The 18232-nt window shown below is 56.7% G+C and carries 13 protein-coding genes; 2 read left to right on the forward strand and 11 right to left on the reverse strand.

The window, feature by feature from the left end; translation table 11 throughout:
* Window positions 1–183 precede the first annotated feature (183 nt).
* The 5 genes from VAE55_RS15235 to VAE55_RS15255 form a co-directional block, all read right to left on the reverse strand.
* Window positions 184–1209: a WYL domain-containing protein gene (locus tag VAE55_RS15235; RefSeq protein WP_322816588.1), complete on the reverse strand. Its 1026-nt coding sequence runs from the start codon at window positions 1207–1209 to the stop codon at window positions 184–186.
* An 823-nt stretch (window positions 1210–2032) separates the two neighbouring features.
* Window positions 2033–3898: an MDR family MFS transporter gene (locus VAE55_RS15240; RefSeq protein WP_322816589.1), complete on the reverse strand. Its 1866-nt coding sequence runs from the start codon at window positions 3896–3898 to the stop codon at window positions 2033–2035.
* A gap of 119 nt (window positions 3899–4017) precedes the next feature.
* Window positions 4018–4485: a MarR family winged helix-turn-helix transcriptional regulator gene (locus VAE55_RS15245; RefSeq protein WP_322816590.1), complete on the reverse strand. Its 468-nt coding sequence runs from the start codon at window positions 4483–4485 to the stop codon at window positions 4018–4020.
* 243 nt (window positions 4486–4728) lie between these two features.
* Window positions 4729–8538 carry a magnesium chelatase subunit H gene (bchH, locus tag VAE55_RS15250; protein ID WP_322816591.1) on the reverse strand — a complete coding sequence of 1270 codons (3810 nt, stop codon included), beginning with the start codon at window positions 8536–8538 and terminating at the stop codon, window positions 4729–4731.
* 381 nt (window positions 8539–8919) lie between these two features.
* Entirely contained in the window at window positions 8920–9279 is a 360-nt protein-coding gene (locus VAE55_RS15255; RefSeq protein WP_012259208.1) for an STAS/SEC14 domain-containing protein, read from the reverse strand.
* Between the two features lie 411 nt (window positions 9280–9690).
* Between VAE55_RS15255 and VAE55_RS15260 the strand changes: the two genes are divergently transcribed.
* The gene (locus VAE55_RS15260; RefSeq protein ID WP_322816592.1) at window positions 9691–10149 is read left to right on the forward strand and encodes a hypothetical protein; all 459 of its coding nucleotides are present in this window, start codon (window positions 9691–9693) and stop codon (window positions 10147–10149) included.
* Window positions 10150–10229: 80 nt separating this feature from the next.
* Here VAE55_RS15260 and aat read toward each other — a convergent pair whose 3' ends face one another.
* From aat to purL, 4 genes are read right to left on the reverse strand one after another with little or no spacing between them, the layout of a single operon-like run.
* A complete protein-coding gene (aat, locus tag VAE55_RS15265) occupies window positions 10230–10826 on the reverse strand; it encodes a leucyl/phenylalanyl-tRNA--protein transferase (protein ID WP_322816593.1) in 597 nt (198 codons plus the stop codon).
* On the reverse strand, window positions 10823–11533 hold the full coding sequence (locus tag VAE55_RS15270) for a hypothetical protein (protein ID WP_322816594.1): 711 nt from the start codon (window positions 11531–11533) through the stop codon (window positions 10823–10825). Before VAE55_RS15270 ends, aat begins: the two co-directional genes overlap by 4 nt.
* A 33-nt stretch (window positions 11534–11566) precedes the next feature.
* Entirely contained in the window at window positions 11567–12376 is an 810-nt protein-coding gene (locus VAE55_RS15275; protein WP_322816595.1) for a DUF1444 family protein, read from the reverse strand.
* The gene (gene purL / locus VAE55_RS15280) at window positions 12373–15297 is read right to left on the reverse strand and encodes a phosphoribosylformylglycinamidine synthase subunit PurL (protein ID WP_322816596.1); all 2925 of its coding nucleotides are present in this window, start codon (window positions 15295–15297) and stop codon (window positions 12373–12375) included. The genes VAE55_RS15275 and purL overlap by 4 nt, the downstream gene beginning before the upstream one ends.
* Before the next feature lie 125 nt (window positions 15298–15422).
* Here purL and VAE55_RS15285 point away from each other — a divergent pair, with 125 nt between their 5' ends.
* Window positions 15423–15941, forward strand: a complete 519-nt coding sequence (locus tag VAE55_RS15285) for a YbaY family lipoprotein (RefSeq protein ID WP_322816597.1) — start codon at window positions 15423–15425, stop codon at window positions 15939–15941.
* 11 nt (window positions 15942–15952) lie between these two features.
* Here the strand turns inward: VAE55_RS15285 and VAE55_RS15290 are convergent, their stop codons facing one another.
* Both VAE55_RS15290 and VAE55_RS15295 read right to left on the reverse strand, forming a co-directional pair.
* Window positions 15953–16558, reverse strand: a complete 606-nt coding sequence (locus VAE55_RS15290; RefSeq protein ID WP_322816598.1) for a GNAT family N-acetyltransferase — start codon at window positions 16556–16558, stop codon at window positions 15953–15955.
* Between the two features lie 92 nt (window positions 16559–16650).
* Window positions 16651–17994: an aspartate aminotransferase family protein gene (locus VAE55_RS15295; RefSeq protein WP_322816599.1), complete on the reverse strand. Its 1344-nt coding sequence runs from the start codon at window positions 17992–17994 to the stop codon at window positions 16651–16653.
* Between the last annotated feature and the right edge of the window lie 238 nt (window positions 17995–18232).

The following is an 18232-nucleotide window of genomic DNA, read 5'->3' on the forward strand; positions in this document are numbered from 1 at the left end:
CCCTGGGCAAAAAGACGCGACGGCAGGCAAAGCAAAACCCATTTTCAAAGTTCTGATCAAAACGCGGCGGCTAACCATCGTTGGTTTGCGATCTGAACGTGCTCGTGGCGGCAAGTATGATTATCATTGTGCTCTTCTACCTGGCCTTTTTCTGGCGTTAGTGAACGGCACGTGATGTCTGTCTCATCCCTTGGGCACCGGCTGATCCTGTGCGTACAACAGCCGCATGCGCTCGATAGTTTGCCGGATCTGCTCGATCAACTCTGGCGGTTCGAGCACCTGACAGTGATCGCGATAGCGCAGGAGAATCTGTTCAGCCTGCCAGAGATCGCTAGTCTGAGCCGATACCTCTGCGCTGCCGTCTTCAAGATATGTCACCGTGCTTTGCGAAAACCACAGCGAAATATCCCGATTGCGTGCAACCTGCGGTGAAAGCCGGTAGCGAATTGACCACATCCGGCGTGGTGGCAGCTCTGGTGGTAAGGCCCGTCGTTCAACCTGGAGTGTGCTGGGAATGATCCGATCAACTCGATACGTTATGTATTGCCCAATTGTCACCTGCTGGGACGAACTGTAGCAGTAGCCTTCAAGATACGTATGTCCATCGCGGACAAACAGGCATATCGGGGCAACCCGGTGCGACTCAGGCTCGTCGCTGTAGTTCGAGCGGTACTGAAACTGCACAGCGTGGCGACGCAAATTTCGTTTCAGGCGCATTAACAATTTCTGATCAACCGTTACACTGCTCTGGGGCAATTCCACCCGAAACGTGTTCGGTTGCCGGATCGTTTGCCGTTGTTCATCAGGTAGCAGGGTAATAATACGCTGTAAGAGTGAACGTATCTGCAATCGATTCGGCCAGCTTCCCTCGCTAAAGAAAGAGACGAGAAAAGCCAGGGCTTCCATCTCCTCATCCGGCAGATTCAGTAACGTCAGGCGACCAAAATCGATCAGAGCGTACCGGCCATCAAGCTGGCGCTTGAGTGTACAACGAAACTCATTGCGAATAGCGTGGAAATCGTGACGAAGTGCAGTTAAGTCATTTGATGGGTAGACCGACTCACCAAAGACACGACGCGCATCGGCAATCAACTCTTCAGGAAGGGCCGCTTCCCGCCCAAGACGGCTGATCAGCCACAACCGACGCTGGACGGTCAGCGCTGAACTGCGCTTGCGGCCACGACCACGACGCGGACGTTGAGTCGTCACAGTGACACCTCGTTAAAACAGGGTAACGGTTCCTTGGGCGTATTATATACCTGGAGTTGCCAGATTGTGCATCGACACGGAAATACCGTTCGCTATAGCAACGGCTGATCGTAGCCACCCACCCGTCATTGGTAGAGAGTGCTGAATTCGGGGAATATTATTATTACCCCCTCCCTTTCCCTGGACCTGGTATTTCCCGCTCCTTTCCTGGTGGAAGAGAAGCGGGGGCTAGGTGTGGTTAATAAGGGCAACCTACCCCCACCCCACCGCCTCTGCTGGGCTATACATTACCCATATGTCACGCTACGTTATGTCGGGCTGCAAGTGCTCCCTGTGGCGTGGATTTCCAGCCCGCGTAGAGGCATCATCTCTACCGCCGGCAGGTGCTGGCCCCGTGGCCGATGGTGTGCAGGCACGAACCTGGTGCAACCAAACGTCTACGCACAGGTATCGCATTCATTCCTGACCGACTCTATGATCGAAACAAGCACATCCAGCATCCTCGTGACCAGGACGGGGAACGGTGTGACACACACCGAATCGTGAGCGCGGCTGGCGCGGCAGCATGGCTGCCGCACTCCAAACCGTGCGACACGCATATGGCGAGCGGGTAAGGAAATTCATCCGGCACGTGCTGGCACAGCTGGGGCGGCGCACTGTCACCGGGCTAGTCGCCCAAAACAGCACCCATGGCGATCATAGCCGCTGGTACACCCGTGGTTGACACCAGTATGCATAGCCCGCTAGGGGCGGGTGAATGCCCTGGAGCACGTCCATCCCCACTCCCCACTCCCCCAAATGGACGAGACAACGGCCTTGAAACTCACTCCATCAGTGGCGGCAAATCCTGGCCATAGCTGCGCTGAAGCGGCAGTTGGGGAATAAACAGCGCCAGGATCAGTCCAATAACGGCGAGCCAGACTGCGTACCGGTAAATAGTGGTGACGCTGTCGGTAAAGGCATTCTTCAAAGCAGTACTGATCTGTTGACCCAGCGCACGACCTTCGGCACGTGCCGTTTGTTCCGCTTCGTCCAGCCGGGCAAGCACCTGCATGAGCGCCTGTTCGCGCACAGCCGCCGGTAGTGTCTCTACCATCTCCAGTATCGCCTTCTGCTGCGCCGGCAATTGAGGATCGCTGCGCAACGTTGCAATCGCTGTCGGATCGGCATCACGCAGCGCCCGAGTGATGAGATCGCGTCGCACGGCAAACTGTTCGGCAATGGCTTGCTCAATACGAACTGCCGGATCAACCACCTCACCACTCGTACCCTCACCTGCACTCATGCCGTTCCGAAGTGCGCTGCTATCGAAGCGGGCCGCCAGATCGGGCGGTAACTGAGCCTGAATTGGGGCCAGACTCGTGCTCAGGCTCGTCGTGAGAACACCGGTAAGCAGTGCGCCAAAGACCGCCGACCCCATTACCTGGCCGATTTGCTGAAAGAACTGCCGGCTAGCCGTGGCTGCACCCAGATCGGTGCGCGGCACCGCGTTCTGCATTGCCAGATTAAGGATGGGCATTGATGGCCCCAGACCCAAACCGAGCGCAATCATTCGTAGGCGCACCATCCAGATCGACGTGTCCGGTGTGAGCGTCGTCAGCCACCAAAGCGACCCGACAATGATCGCCATCCCGGCAATGATCACCCACTTATAGTTACCGGTGCGTTGCACAATTTGCGATGACACCATCGCCCCCACAACCAGACTTAGGGTCAGGGGAATGAGCGTCGTCCCGGCAGCCGTCGCACTCACCCCCAGCACATTCACCAGATAGAGCGAGAGAAAGAAGATCGCCGCAAACAGAGTCGCTCCTACCGTCACCCCAATCAACGCCGTCAGCGTAAAGGTGGGAATGCGGAACAAATGCAACGGCAGAATCGGCGACTCGGCACGCCGTTCGATCAGGAGGAAGAGAACGAGGCCGACGGCACTGACGACAAACATGCTCAGAATAAGGGGCGATGTCCACGGATAATCATTCTTGTCGAGCGTTAGTGCCAGCAAGAATGGGATCACGGTCAACAACAGGGTCGCGGCACCGGCGTAATCAATGGCCGGCATAAGCCCGCTGTGCAGACGTGGTAATTTGGCAACGATAAACCCAAGGGCGATCACACCCAGCGGGAGGTTGACGAAAAAGACCCAATGCCAGCTCAGATTGTCGGTCAGGAGACCACCAATGAATGGGCCAACCACACTCGACAACCCGAACACTGCGCCGAACAACCCCATGTAACGTGCCCGTTCTGCCGGCGCAAACAGATCAGCGGGGATCGCAAACGCGGTTGAGGTGAGGGCCGCAGCCCCGAAGCCCTGCAAGCCACGGAAGACGACCAACTGTGTCATATCGGCGGCCAGCCCACATAACAGCGAACCGAGCAGAAAGACCACGATCCCGAACAACAAAACATACTTGCGCCCGTAAATATCGGACAGTTTGCCATAGATCGGCACCATCGCCGTTGAGGCCAACAGATAGCTGGTTGAAACCCAGCCGATCAATTCGATACCCTGCAAATCGGCAACGATGCGTGGGAGTGCAGTGGAAACAATCGTCTGATCCAGTGCCGAGAGAAACAGACCCAGCAAGACACCGATCAAGATCAGCACCTTACTCCGTTGATCGAGCGTTGCAGCATAGTCAATGCGAACAGTTGTAGCAGTCGGGGAAGAGGTTGTGGTTGTCATAGGTTTGTTCATGCTCCTGCGTCGTCATAACAAGTCAAAATCGGGCACAGGCAGAGCCGGCCCCACATGCACAGGCACGTTGGGGGTAACACGTACCAAAGAGTGGCAAGTCGGCAAGCCTACGTGGTAGTCACAAGACTCCACTCGCGACAGGCGGCGTGCAGCGCCTGTCCCAACTGTGCGAGCAATGCAGGTGGCAACCGGCTGAGATGACGGCTGGCCTCATGCAATCGAATCTGGCGCGCTTCGGCGACAATCGCTTCACCGGTTGCGGTAAGGGAAACCAGTTTCTGGCGGCGATCATGCGGCGCTTCATAGCGTTCAACCAGGCCATCCTGCACGAGCTGCTCGATCATCTGACTGGTCGTACCGAGGGTCAGATTGAGATGTTCGCTCAAGGATGAAATAGTGGTTTCACGCTGCCGCTGAATGTACATCAGCGAGACCAGACGCGGCATCGAGAGATTGGAGCGCTGAAGAAATTGCAGGAGCGTATCCATACTCTGACCCATAAGTTCACTGTGTACAAGGTTAAAGAGTTCGGCGACTTGTTCAGCGGTGTAGGGCGGATCAAGGTTGTGATACATGATTTGAATCTCCAAATAGTTTTGTTTATCAAACTATTTGAAGTGTATAACTGTTTTGCAGTTTTGTCAAGGGGTATTGATAGCGCAAAGGTAAGGTAAGAAAGGGAATGATCAGAAGGCTGCGCAATGGTGCCCTGGCCCATACGTTCCGACAACAAGAGTGATCTCAAGAGCGAACAATGTAACTCCCCCGCTCCTCTCCCCGGGAGAGAAGAGCGGGGGCGGGGGGTGAGGAGGGATCAGTTACCCAACCACACCCTCTAAACGGTCTTCCAGGTCGGCGTGTAGTTCGCGTAGTCGTTCGAGGGTTGCCTCATCGGTCTGCCACATCCCTCTTGCATTCGCTTCCAGCAGACGCCCTACCATATTGCGCGCTGCCGCCGGGTTGAGAGCTTCAATCCGGGTTCGCATAGCATCGTCGAGCACGAAGGTTTGGGCTGCTTCGTTGTAGACCCACTGATCGACCGCGTCGGTGGTGGCGCTCCACCCCAGCATGTAGGTAAAGCGGCTGGCAATCTCGGCGGCACCGTTGTGACCGTGGCGCAGCATACCCTCGTACCACTTCGGGTTGAGGAATTTCGTGCGGTATTCGACCCGTAGCGTCTGCTCCAGGGTTTGCAGTTTGGTCTCAGCCGTAAAACTCTCCACAAAATTGAGCGGTACGCGCTGGCCGGTGGCCCGTTCGGCAGCCGCTTTTAAGGCTCCTGAATAACCGTAGTAGTGCTGCATGTCGGTGAGACCGTATTCGACGCTGTCGATCTCCTGGGCCACTCGACTCACCGTGCCGAGCAGGGTACGCAAGACGTCGGGACGTGACTCACCGCTTTGCCGTCCACCGAAGGCATACGCATTCCGCTTGATAAACAGCTCCTCAAGTTCTTCCCGTTTTTCCCAAGCACTGCCTTCAATCGCCTCATCAACATCAGTCCCGTAGGTACCGGCGGCCTGGGTAAAGATACGGGCGGTCGCCTGATCAAAGGTCTTCCCGGCAGCCATCATCTCTTGCACGTGTTTGCGGATGTAGTTCATGGCCGGCGGTTCATCAGCCGATGCTGCCTCACGCACCAGGCGATCAAGCATATCCATCGTGCCGGCAAAAATATCGCGGAAGATGCCGGAAGCGGTCATGAGCACATCGATCCGTGGTCGCCCCAGTTCAGCCAACGGGATCAGGACATAACGGCCTACTTTACCCTGACCGTCTTTGAGCGGTCGCGCACCGATTAAGCCGAGAACAATTCCAATCGACTCGCCTTTGGTCTTGATCGCATCAAGACCCCACAACACCTGAGCAATTGTCTCCGGGTATTGACCAGTCTCGGCGCGATGAGCAGCGATGAGCGCCTCGGCAATGCGGACACCGCGCTCATAGGCACTGTCTGTCGGCACGCGGAACGGATCAAGGCTGTGAATGTTGCGTCCGGTCGGCAACACGGCCACACCATCGCGAATGATGTCACCACCGGGCGCTGCCGGAATGTAGCGTCCAGCCAGCCCACGCACCAGAAAATCCAGCTCCTGCGTGTTGTCGCGCAACGCCGTCAGCAATGCCCGCCCATGTTGCACCAGACCGGCGACCTCCGCTGCCGGCAGACCAAAGGTCTGCGCTGCCTGTTCAGGTGTCATCTGGCCGAAGACGGTCTGCTGCACCAGTTCAGTACAGCAGGTTTCAATCTCTTCGCGCAAGGCCAATGCAGGCGCATCACCCTGACGCGCCTGGGTCAGTAATTCGTTGTAGCGCAAACCAGGCCGCCGTGCCGACAACAGCAGATCGGCCAGGCCGGGCAGTTCGCCCCGTGGCACCTTCAGCGTTTCCACGATCAACGTAAGCTGTTCTTCCGGTGGTGGTGCGCTGCCGAGCACGTGCAACCGATCTGTGATCATGGTGGTTGCCAGATCGCGCAGATACGCATACGCACGCGAAGCAAAACGGCTGAACGGTTCATCGGGCTGGCGCACCAGGTCCTGATCCAGATTGAGCAGAGCGATCTTCTGCATAATCGCTACCGCTTCGGGACTTTGATCATCATCGGCCAGAGCTGCCGGACGCTCACGATATTCAATCAGCAGGTCTTGCAGGGCCTGCAATTCGCGGTACAACCCGGCACGACCATACGGCGGGATGGCGTGACCGACGATCGTGCTGTAGCCGCGACGCTTGGCAATATTGGCTTCGGCGGGGTTATTGATGGGATATACATAGAAATTGGGCACCTCACCCAACAACACATCAGGCCAGCAGCGGTCGGTCACACCGAGTTGCACGCCAGGCATCCACTCGGCGGTACCGTGCATACCGAGATGGATAATCGCATCGGCTCCAAACTGCTCGCTGAGATAGCGGTAGAAGAGCGCGTATTGATGGTGCGGTGTGTTTTCTTTGTCGAAGAGCAGACGCATCGGGTCACCGGGCATACCGATCACCGGTTGCACACCGATAAAGATATTCCCAATCTGGGTACCGGCCAGCCGCACCTTATCGCGTCCGAGCGGCGCAATATCACCGGGAAATTCGCCCCACCGGGCGTTGATCCGCTCTTGATCGATTGGCCGGAGCCAGCGATAAAAATCCTGGCGGTCGGCGCTGGTACCAATCACCACCGGGGGATGGCCGGGTGGCAGCGGCTGATCGCTCACCAGGCCCTCAAGACAGCGGGCAAAGACAGCCGGATCACGGGGGTAACGGCCCACATCGTACCCTTCAGCCGCCAGCCGGTCGAGGATCGCAATCAGACTGGCCGGCACATCAAGCAGGGCAGCCGTGGCCACCTTCCCTTGGCCTGGCGGATAGTTATAGACGATAATTGCCACCTTCTTGTCCCGGTTTGCTTTCTTGCGCAGCCGGACAAACCCACGGGCCATGCGGGCCAGCCGCTCAAGCCGATCCGGAACAGTCGTGATCGTACTACCCCGCATTCCACCAAGCACAACCGGGGCGACCGCCCCGTCCATCTCCGGCAAACTGAAGAGAAACGTACTCTGCAACGGCCCTACGCCATGCTCACGCCAGTCATCTTCATCCTGCACGAACAGTGGTTGAGCCACGATATAGGGGGTATCGAGTTTACTCAACAGCTCGCGAGCCACATCAACCGTTAACCCGGCCTTGGTCGAACCGGCAGGCCCGCCAACGAGGGGAAAGCCCATCGTATTAATCACCAGATCAACCTTCATATGGCTTAGCCACTCGCGCACCACGATATGGCTCTCGATACCCATCACAAAAATCGGCAACACGCGCAATCCGGCAGCTTCCAGAGTGTGCACAATTTTGTGATGATAGTCGGCGCCAGACAGGATATGAGCGCGGAATGACAATACTGCCACCGTGCCGAGCGGCGGCGGCACAGCTTTGCGTGTGCGATTGCGCTCCTTCTCCCAGCGCTCGTACTCGGCGGGACTGGCAAAGAGACGCGGCGCATCAGGGTGGGCAAAGCCCATATTCGGCATCTCAACAACGGGTTCAACCCGCAAATGGCTCATCCCGCCATACTCGCGCAGGATCAGCTTGAACATATTGGCGGCATTCGCCACACTGCGATGGTTCCAGTAGTTATTGACATTCGTCCAGTTACGAAAATCGTTCAAACGTTTACCGGGCAAGAAATTGATCAGTTTAGAAGTGATTTTTTGCAATTTCACGTAACCGTAGAGTGCATCTTCCTCACGTCCACCGACCAGCAGTCGAGCGACATTTTGCACCGGTTTTGGCATTCCCTTGCCGGCTTTAAGGTTGTATGAGCCGACCTTATTCAAGCGCATCACTTCGGGTAAGCCCTCAAACGAAAAGACGACCGCCGGATCGTGACGTTCAACCATCGGCACCAGCACCTCTGCCGTTTCGTTGAGGGTAATCAGCGAGAGGATCAGACACTGACAGCGGGCAATTGCCGCTTCCACCTCGGTAGGGCGAGCAGTTACATCACGATCTTCAAAGATATGCAGACGAAAATCGGGAACTTCTTTACGTACTTCGGCTTCAGCACGACGGAAGAAATCCTGGCTGTAGCGCTGCAAGCCGAGCACCATCACAAACTCATGTGGCTGGCTCATAGCTCCATTGCTCCTTGCCTTTCAACAGATGACCTGAACATATTATGCAATCGTATGACCCAAAATACAATCTGAACAGAAAATTAACAAAGCCTGTGCATATAAGCAAAGACACTTGTGGCGATCATTAAACCAGCGGCGGGAGATGGTCGTCACCGACCTGACGGAGATGGGTATGCCGAACGGCGAGGATGCCATGAACAGAGCAACTGTGAGGAGTGCACCCAGATCGTGACCGGGCAGCAGGCCGGACGAGGCGTGTGGAGAGAGGAAGCTACCGTTTTGTGGGACGCCTGCAAGAGGCATCTCGCCTGGCGGGCGACCCGCGACCAGGCAGCGCATTCGTTGTTGCAGCGGTTTCGACACCAGAGACAGACGTGATCAGTCACCGTATTCCATCACCGTACCCAGAAAACGCAGCGCCTCCTGTTCAGTGGCAAACAACCCGATGCCACTGACAAAACGTACCAGTGGAGCAAATATCAGCAGATGATGCTCAGACACGATAAAGGCAATCCGACCAAGATGCTTATGGTGAACGATAGCCTCAGTACGCTGCCGTGCGCCGCGATCAGCGCCAGAGATACGACGACCATCCACCAGTAAATCCGTCGGCTTTGGACACTGATCGAGCAAGCGCCACATTTCGTGATAATACCGTTCCGCTTCGGCCAGGTGCAGATGTTCCTCCATCACCACCCAGATCAGATCGTGGGCACGGCGACGAATGCGGTAAGGCATAACATGCTCCCTTTTTTATTATTTGCAATCTTTTGCACATTATACATATTTTTGCTGTATATGTCTAGCGAAAAGGTTTGTGAATTTCCTGCGACTCATATCAAACCTTGACCCATACGGTGCATCATCAGCTCTGGCGTCGCCCTGGAAGCACACGACTCCAGTGCTCCCCTCACCTGCCCCGACCCGCGGTGCCTTCGTCCGGCAGAGTAGCGCAAGCCAGATCCACCACGCGACAGCGAGAATCATCCTGTACCGGTAGCTCCCGCCTCTAGCGGGACTGCACGCCAGACGACGCGACACGTGCATCATGGCGTGGACATTGTTGACGATCATTCACGGCGCTGCTATAATCGCCGCTACAATCAATCGTGAGAGACGCTCTGCGACCGTGAGGAGAGGCTTGTTCTTATGGGTTTCTTTGACTACTTCATTACTGTTAGCCCTCAATTTGGCTCATATGCTTGGACTTTCTTTATTGTGCAGATTCTTTTGGTCGCGAGCGGCGCCTACTTCATCTGGCTACACACGGAGCGAAACGTTGCACGAGCAACATTTTTTCGCCAACTGGGGATCGCCCTGCTGATTGTAGGTGGGTTTGGCGTAGCATTGGGCATGGCCCGTATGCTCAACGTACCTACATTTAATCAGCGCTTTTGGTTTTACATTCAGCTCGTGATCGAGCTGATTTTGGGCGGTTATGTTGTATACTACATGCGCAATGTCTTGCCTGAACTCGCACGCAATGCGCGTACCCGCACCCCGGCACCACGCCAGAATCCAACCGCCGCTGCACCGGCTACACCTCGCCCGGTTGCGACGACCGGTCGCCGTGAAGCCCGTCGCGAACGCAAACGCAAGAGCAAGTAGGGTTTACACCACACACAAACAGCATGCGACGTACCAGAACGGTACGTCGCATATTTCTTGTGTCGATGCTTCAACGGCGTTTACCATGTCGCCGGGACGGTCAATGCCTGGCGCAGGAGCCGGTAATATTCGGCGCGTGGTATCTCGATGGCGCCAAATTGCAGCATGTGCGTCCCGGTGAGAAATTGTGAGTCGAGAAGCACAAAGCCGCCACGGCGCAAACGTTCAACGAGGTGCACCAGGGCAACTTTGCTGGCATCGCGCATGCGATGAAACATGCTCTCACCGGCAAAGAGACCGCCAAGCGCTACCCCGTATAGCCCCCCGGCCAGTTGGCCATCGCGCCAGCACTCCACACTATGCGCATAGCCCAGACGGTGTAATTCGGTGTACGCACGAATGATCTCCGGCGAAATCCAGGTTGTTTCACGGCCCGGCGCCGGGGCCGCACACGCTTCAATCACATCTGCAAAGGCCGCATCAAACGTCACGGTATAAAACCCCGAGCGCACGGTGCGTGCCAGCCGTCGCGGAACGTGAAACCGTTTGTCGAGCGGAATAATCGCCCGTCGAATCGGTTCGTACCAGCCAATCTCGCCACGTGCGTCTGCCATTGGGAAGATACCCTGTGCATAGGCAGACAAGAGCAATTCTGGAGTGAGTACGGTTTTGCTCATCGCCTGCGATCCAAGCGATTAAGCGCACTACTGATGATGTAGACACACCAGCCAAGCAGGGCGAGGGTTAAGATCAGCCCGATCCGCCCAGGCCACTCACCATCTGGCAGCAAGCGCCCGATAAGGAGCGGCGCACCGATGACGCCGTAGATCAGGACGCTGAACAGGGTCGGCATCGGCAAAATGGCGACTGCCATACTTGGCCACGAGTAGTTCTGTACGGTAAGAAAGACGTAACAGAGACCGTAGCTAATGGTTGCACTCATCAGCGCAGCGAGTAGCTCCACGCGCACACCAAACGGGAGTGTCTGTAAGAGCAGTGGCGGCGTGGCCGGTCGCAGATTGAGGATGCTGATGAGCAACTGAAAACTTACAAACACAACAAACGTGAAGAGACCACTGCCCAGACCTGGGGTCCACCAGCGGTACAGGTAGAGGCCAACGATGATCAGGGCCGGTAACGGATCGGGCCATGCCGCCGGTAGTGAGCGGATCGGATCAAAGGGTATCGCGAGGGCTGCGATGAGCGATCCGAGGCCGGGCACTGTCTGGAGTGTGTAGATCAAGCGCCACACCGGATCGAGCCAGGTACTCAGTTGACCCGCCAGCAGCGCCAGAATATACAATGGGTTGCGCTGCTGCCACCAAAGCCATCCCGCCGCAGCGTAGAATACAAGGGTTATGATAAGCGCGAACAGAACTCCCACTCCTTGCACGCCATCACCCAACGGCGCACGCTACTACACCCAACGATATTCACGTACCTGACCATCCTCAATCGTGAAGAGTTGGTCGGTTAAGCCATTGTCACGCTGAGCAGCATCGAGCTGAATCTGGTGCGCAACGCTGGTCAGAATGCTTTCGTCGGCATCACTGAAGGCGATGAGAAAATCGCGATTGGGAATGCCGATCACCATTGTTCCCGGAAAGTGGGGTTGCCAGCTTGCCAGGAGATTGGGCAGTAAGATGCGAGTAGCATCATACCCATCTTGCGAATTGGCGATAATCAGGCGCTGTGCCCCTTCTCCGGTCACCAGAAACCTGGCCCGCTCCTGAGTGCGGGCAGCCAGGTTGGTCAGGGCTTGCTCGTGAAGCACATGCTCGCCAATTCCCCACCGTTCAAGATGCCGTTCGTTGATATACGCCACCGTCTGCGGTTCGTCGATGACGTAGGTGATGATGAGATCGGCAAGAAATGGACGATACGCCAGCATCGGCAATTTTTTCTCGAAGACAGCGTTGAGTAGCACAATCGGCTTGAGCATGGGGAGAATGCGCAGCGCTACTTCACTAAATGTTTTTGCTTCACGAGCAGGTACCTGTTCATACAGGACACGGAGCAGCGTCGCATACACCAGATCAAAGTGCTCTGGAGCCTGTGTGTAGGCATTGTAAAAGGGTTTTATGTCGATCCGCAACCGACGCTGACCGGCGCGCACCTGGATCACTTCCCCTTCACGACCGAGAAAGTCGATGGCAGGTTCGGCCTGCAACCGTTGTTCGACTTCGATCACAAATTCAGCACAACTTAGCGGAGACTGCCCGCTCATAGGTCGCTATCCTTTATATTGATCACATCGAGGCTATGCTGCCAGGTTTCACGCAGGGTTGTTACCGGTACGTTGATCAGAGATCGTTCCTGCCACTCGACCCGTAACGCCGGTGTACCAGTCACTACACCTAAGCGCACGAGCGGCAGGCCGGCGAACATGGCCTCGAACGCTACTGTATGAACTGGATCAACTGCAATTAAGAATCGGCTTGGGGTTTCACTAAACAGGGCAGTGATCGGATCGACATCCAGCTTATCGAGCACGAGATGCAGACCCAGTTCACCGGCAATCGCCATCTCGGCAGCGGCTACTGCCAGGCCACCTTCGCTGAGATCGTGGCAGGTGCGCACCAGGCCGGCGCGGATGGCCTGATGCAAAGTACGGAACGTCGTGCGTGCCGCCACCAGATCAACTTTTGGTAAGGCGCCAACATCGTCGATCATACCGACTGCCGCCAGATGACTGCCGGCAAATTCAGATCGGGTGGCACCGAGGAGGTAGATGACATCGCCGGGCTGCTTCACGTCCATTGTGACGCACTGTCGGATGTCCGGCACCTCGGCCAGCGCCGAGATCAGGAGAGTCGGTGGGATGGCAACCCGGCGGCCTTCAGCGTCACGATATTCGTTGTTGAGCGAGTCTTTCCCGCTGATGAAGGGAGTACCGAACGCAACGGCACCGTCGTAGCAGGCAGCGGCTGCCCGTACCAGACCGGCCATGCGATCAGGTTGCTTTGGATCGCCCCAGCAGAAGTTATCGAGAATGGCCGTCCGGTCAGGATCGCCCCCCACTGCGACAACATTACGCAGCGCCTCATCAATTGCGGCCAGGGCCATCCAGTAGGGATCGTGCCGTCCGTAGCGCGGGCAGATGCCAAAGCCTAACGCCAGCCCGACTGTCTCAGCAGGGAGAGGTTGCAGAACGGTCGCATCGGAAGGCCCGGCCAGGCTGGCACCAACCAGCGGTTTGACAACCGTACCACCACCGACTTCGTGATCGTAGGTGCGGATGATACGCTCCTTGGAGGCGATTGAAGGATGGGCGAGGAGGGCCAGCAGGGCCTGCTCTGGATCGACGTTGGTCAGGTGTGGTGATTGACGCAACGCCGGTGAAGGCTGCCATTCGGCATTCAGCACCCGCTGGGGGCGGCCTTCGTGGAGGAAGTGCATGTCGAGATCGACAACTGCCAGATCGCGGTAGAAAACGCGCAGCCGCTTATCGTCGGTGAAGCGGCCAATCGGGGTCGCCTCCACCTCCTCAGCCGTACACAGCGTGAGCAGAGCGATCAGGCGGTCGGGCGGTACTGCCAGCACCATCCGCTCTTGTGCCTCGGAAAGCCAGATTTCCCACGGTTGCAAACCGGCATACTTGCAGGGAACGTGTTCGAGATGCACTTCGGCACCCAGTTCAGCCCCCATTTCACCAACTGCGGACGATAAGCCACCGGCACCACAATCGGTAATTGCCGAATAGAGACCGGCATCACGTGCCTGCAAGAGCACGTCGAGCATTTTCTTCTCGGTGATTGGGTCACCGATCTGTACCGCACTGCCCACCTCACTGGCAGTCGTGTGCGTCAGTTCGATGCTGGAGAAGGTTGCACCGTGAATCCCATCACGCCCGGTGCGGCCACCCATAACCACAATAATGTCTCCCGGACGCACGTTTCGCGGGTGGAGACCACGCGGGGCGAGGCCAACGGTGCCACAGTAGACCAATGGATTGGCGGTATAGCCGGGATCGAACAGCACTGCACCGCCGACAGTCGGAATACCGAGTTTATTTCCGTAGTCACGAATCCCGGCGACCACCCCGCTGGCGATCCGGCGCGGATGGAGCACGCCTGCCGGTGGCGGCGGTGCGTCGGGCATACCGAAACAGAGCACGTCAATATTGGCAATCGGGCGTGCCGAAACCCCCAGCACATCGCGGATGACGCCCCCCACACCGGTATTCGCGCCACCAAATGGTTCGAGGGCGCTGGGATGGTTGTGGGTCTCGACCTTGTACGAAACCTCGTGACGATCCCCAAAGGCCAGAATGCCGGCGTTATCAACAAAGGCACTCAACACCCATTCATCCTGACGCCCAGAGAGCACCTCTTGGGTTGCCCGCATCAGAAAGGTGCGGATGAGGCTATCGATGGTGCAGTTGCCGGCGGCAAGTCGGGCGAGCATCGGATAGTGCTCGCTGTCAACCGATAGATCTTCTGGTGGTTGTGAATACTGTACGCGGGCTTTGAACGTCTTATGGGAACAATGTTCACTCCAGGTCTGGGCGATAGTCTCAAGTTCACCATCGGTTGGGTCACGGCCCTGGGCAACAAAATAGGCTTGAATCGCACGCATCTCGGCCAGATCTAGCGCCAGCACACCACGTTGACTGATCGCCATCAGCTCAGCATCATCGGCAGTACGAAGAGGAACCATCGCCACGAGCGGAGTTGTGGGATGTGGCTCGGCGACCAGTAGTGCATAAAAAGCAGCCCGTGCTGTCGCCTGGTCACCAGGATGGTAGGTAATAGTGGTTTGGACAATATCAATCGCGAGATCCGCTGCTGCCTGTGCGGGATCGGTCGTCGCAGGCAGAATATACCGGCGCAATGAGCGGGCATGTTCCAGATTGCGTATACCCAACCGACGCGCACCTTCAACCACACTCTCACCTTCACTATCGGTTACACCGGGACGATACGCAACTTCAATCACTAACGCATCAGTTGGCGGTAGAAACGGATCGGTAAGCGCCTGACCGTCTTCTACAACTTGCCAGTGTACCTGTTGCACCACTGGATCGTGTAAGAGTTGATCGGCTAACGACGTGACTGCTGATGGCGTAAGTTCAGCACCGGCCAGCAGATAGAGCTGCTGTGGTGATCTGATAGCAGATGACGCCACCGTAACCAGATAGAGTGGCATAACTTCTCCAGCGTCGTGTCATGTGAACGCGCAATGTCCCGCATCGGTAACTTTCGCGCATCTCTATCGTTTATAATCTTGAGTATACCATCTTCTCTCGCCTGTTTTGCAACATGGAGAACGCTATGCTGGATATGCGGCGGACAATCTTCACGCTGATTGGTCTGCTCCTGACATTGATACCCGCCAGCGCAATCGCCCAACCGACGGCCAGTCTGAGCGGGATTATTACCTATCGTGAGCAGATTACCCTGCCTACCGATGCACTAGTAACGCTTCAGATTGCTGAGGTGACACCACAGGGGACCGGTGGGCGGGTAGTGGTTGAACAGACCTTCACGACAAATGGCGCTCAACCACCGTTTCGCTTCAATCTGGCCTACAATCCGGCACTGATCGACGCAGGACGAGTCTATACGCTGCAAGGTCGGATTCAATCCGGCGGACGCACGCTGTTCTCTACTAATACCCTCATTCCGGTCATTACCGGCAATGCTCCGCGTACCGATATTCAGGTGGTGATGGCGGCGACTGCCAGTACCAGCCTACCTGCCGCCGGCAGCGAATTGTGGCTGATCGGCGTAGCACTGGGGCTAGGGTGTATCGGTGGCATCGTGCATGGCATCCGCCGCAGGATACGATGATGCGCAGAGGGTCACGGTTCCCAGACAATGAGCGCGGCATGCGGCATATTGCTATCACGAATATGGTTGTAGATAATGCCGCGCACCGTAAACCCATTCCGTAACTGAGGGGTGAGGGTCGGATCGGTCAAACGCCCTGCCACAACTGCATCCACATACTCTTCGACCGTCATCTGGTCACGATAGGCAGCGTAGCCGGGCAGCATACCACCGGCGACCATACCTTTCAGGCCGAGACGTCGAATGAGTGCTTTGCGCGCATCGTACAACATCCGGCTGATACCGCGTCCCCGGTAATCGGGGTGCACACTCATATCGGCGCCATACAGCCATTCACCTGCCGGATCGTGGTTGCCAAAATTGCCGTGATCGACGATCTCTTCAAACGTGTGGTGATGAAAGACTTTTTCACCGCTGATACGGAAGGTGCTACTCTGCCCAACGACGCGATCACTATCGAGAGCCACGTGTTGCCCTTCGGGAAAAAGGCGTAAATGATTAGCAAAGTTCTCGGCGTCAAAGTGATCATCTGGATGCAGGTGAGGAAAGCAGACTTGTTGGTGAATAACTAGCTGCGGAATATGTTCAGGTCTGGTCTGAACAACGACAATTGTCATGATCTATTCTCCTTTGGAATAAGGCAACACGTGACAGCGGCGAGCGCGCAGGATTACTGCACGCTCATCCTTCACGACTGCCGCAATGCTATTCAGTGGCGCATTGCCCCTATCAGCACCTCTAGCCCTTCATCAAGCTGATCATCGGTGATAACAAGTGGTACCAGCAAGCGGATACAATTCGCATACAGACCGGCCCGCATCGCCAGCACACCCCGTTCAAGCGCACGCCCCAGGATCGCCAGCACCTCTTCGGCGGCGGCTGGCGTGCGTTTGCGGCGATCCTTGACCAGCTCGATCCCGATCATTGCCCCCAGACCACGAACATCACCAACCAGTGGCTCGAGTGAATCATCGGCCAGTACTGGTTCAAATCTAGCCCGAATCTGTTGGCCGATCACCTTTGCCCGTTCCAGCAAGTGCTCACGTTCAATCAGATCGATTGTAGCCAGCGCTGCGACACAGGCGAGCGGATTGCCGCCGTAGGTACCACCGACACCGCCGTAATGAGCGCAATCCATAATGCGGGCACGACCAATCGTGGCCGCCAGAGGCATACCGGCAGCGATGCTCTTGGCCGCTACGATAATGTCGGGTTCAACCCCAAATTGCTCAATCGCGAAGAGAGTACCGGTACGGCCAAAACCACTCTGCACTTCATCGATAATCAACAGTGAGCCGTTGCGCGTGCAGAATTCGCGTAAGCGCCGCATAAATTCGACCGGCACCGGGATAAAGCCACCTTCACCCTGCACCGGTTCAATCAAGACCGCAGCCACCGTTTCGGGATCGACACCGGCAATCTGCATGCGTTCAAATGCGGCCCAGCACTGTTCAACTGCCTCCGCTTCACTCAGGCCCATCCGGTAAGCGTAAGGAAAAGGTGCGCGGTAAACCTCAGGGGCAAACGGGCCGAATTTCTTTTTGAAGTAGGTGCGGGAAGTGAGCGAAAGCGTGAGCAGCGTTCGCCCGTGGTACGCGCCATCGAACACGATAATGGCCGGTCGACCGGTCGCAGCGCGGGCAAATTTAATCGCATTTTCCACCCCTTCGGCGCCCGAATTCGATAGCAACGTCTTGCACGGCTCGCTGATGGGTACCAGCGCATTTAACCGCTCGCAAAGGGCGACATACGGTTCGTAGGTGCCAACTAACGCCGAAAGGTGGATCAACTGTTCGGCCTGAGCCTGAATCGCCTGAACCACTTCGGGAGGACAGTGGCCGACGGCGAGCGTTCCAATCCCACTGACAAAATCGATCAGGGTATTGCCATCAACATCGGTCACCAGCGCACCCTGGCCGGAGGCAATCGCTATCGGCGTTGCCCGCCCCAAACCGGCAACCACCGCCGCATCACGCCGCGCCAGTAATGCACGCGAACGCGGGCCGGGTATTTCAGTGACAAGACGAATGTGGCGTACAGCAGGCGCAGTCATGATGGTCACTCCTTTGTGTATTTGCTGCCACAACTGATACCAGTCATTATAATACGAAATGCTGATGGTTGGCGAACTGGGGAAACAGGAGAGCGCATTCCAGGCCCATACGAGAGGCGATCAGCGAAGATGCGGAACGCGGATACACGCAAATGGCGCGGATCGGCGCGGATGGGGGGCGCGAGGCGTTGCGCTATCCACGAGTATCCGCCCAAGCCGTGTTGTTCCGGGTGCATCC

The sequence above is a fragment of the Chloroflexus sp. genome (assembly GCF_034432675.1).
Lineage (GTDB): Bacteria > Chloroflexota > Chloroflexia > Chloroflexales > Chloroflexaceae > Chloroflexus.